At 63.1% G+C, this 1,018-nt stretch carries 2 protein-coding genes; both read right to left on the bottom strand.

Annotated features, from left to right (window positions below; genetic code table 11):
- Positions 1-229: 229 nt before the first annotated feature.
- Positions 230-448: a helix-turn-helix domain-containing protein gene (locus ACXJKL_RS21500; RefSeq protein WP_457209023.1), complete on the bottom strand. Its 219-nt coding sequence runs from the start codon at positions 446-448 to the stop codon at positions 230-232.
- Between the two features lie 16 nt (positions 449-464).
- Positions 465-905, bottom strand: coding sequence for a hypothetical protein (locus ACXJKL_RS21505; protein ID WP_457209024.1), 441 nt, complete (start codon positions 903-905; stop codon positions 465-467).
- Between the last annotated feature and the right edge of the window lie 113 nt (positions 906-1,018).

Below are 1,018 nucleotides of genomic sequence, written 5' to 3' on the forward strand. Positions count from 1 at the left end.
TGGCTACCTGATCGTTGTGCTTGACAAGACCTTCTGGGAGCCGCACGCGCACACCGCCATCGCTCTCATCGACATCGGTTTCCGCCAAGGTCACCTCATCCACGCACCTCTCATGACCCTGGGCGAGGTGGCGGAAGCCATCGAGGAACGCTCCGGGTAGGCCGACCCAGAGCAAACAGCGMCCGCACTCCGGCGCTCGTCGAATGTGGGCGCATCCCGCCAGATGCGCTCATCCCCTGCGCGGGAAAGCCCTGGTGGCCCGCATCTGTTCGACCTCGTCGCGCCCTATGACGTACTGAGGCCGCGTGGCTGGGCCGATCTTGTGAAGTGTGCTGAACTCGCCAGCCTTGATCATCTGGTTCACGGTCTGGCGGCTGACGTTGAACTGCTCGGCTGTCTCGCTGGCAGTCAGCCACTCGTTGAGTCGAGGCGCATCGTGGGGCTTCACTCGGTGGCTCCGCTCCTCAGCCTAGGTACTTGTCGTGTTGATCTTCCAGGTGTCGGTTGTAGGCCTGCTCGCTGAGGTCTGCGTCCCCGGCTTGCTGATCCCGCCAGAGAACGTACCCGTGCCAGTAGCCGCCGTCCCGCCAGCCTGCTCGGTCACCGGGGTATTTGGTGGCCAAATCATGGGCTTCGGCGACTTGCTCGCAGAATCGGATCCACTTTCGGAGTCGGGGCCGGGTGAGTTGCGGGAGGCCCCCCGTGAGCGAACGTGCTTCCTCGGCGTCGATCTTGTTCAGTGGGGATAGATGCTGGACTGCGCGGTAGGGGAGTGGCGCCCAGTCGCTGTCCTTGGCTGACCAGTAGCGCAAGTTGTCGTTCTTGGCTGGCCACCACAGCAGTCCCCACGCAGGCTCGATGTTCTCGCGGAGCACGTAGTACTCGTCCTGCCCAGACAGGCTCATGGCGTATCTCCTCTGTTCACAGTCGTCCCAGTTCGAGAGCCGCTACTAACGCTGGCCCCATACCGTCCAAGGACAGCAGGTCGAGCAGGTTGAGTTCGGCCACGTCGTATCCG

It is taken from the genome of Nocardioides sp. P5_C9_2, assembly GCF_054049555.1.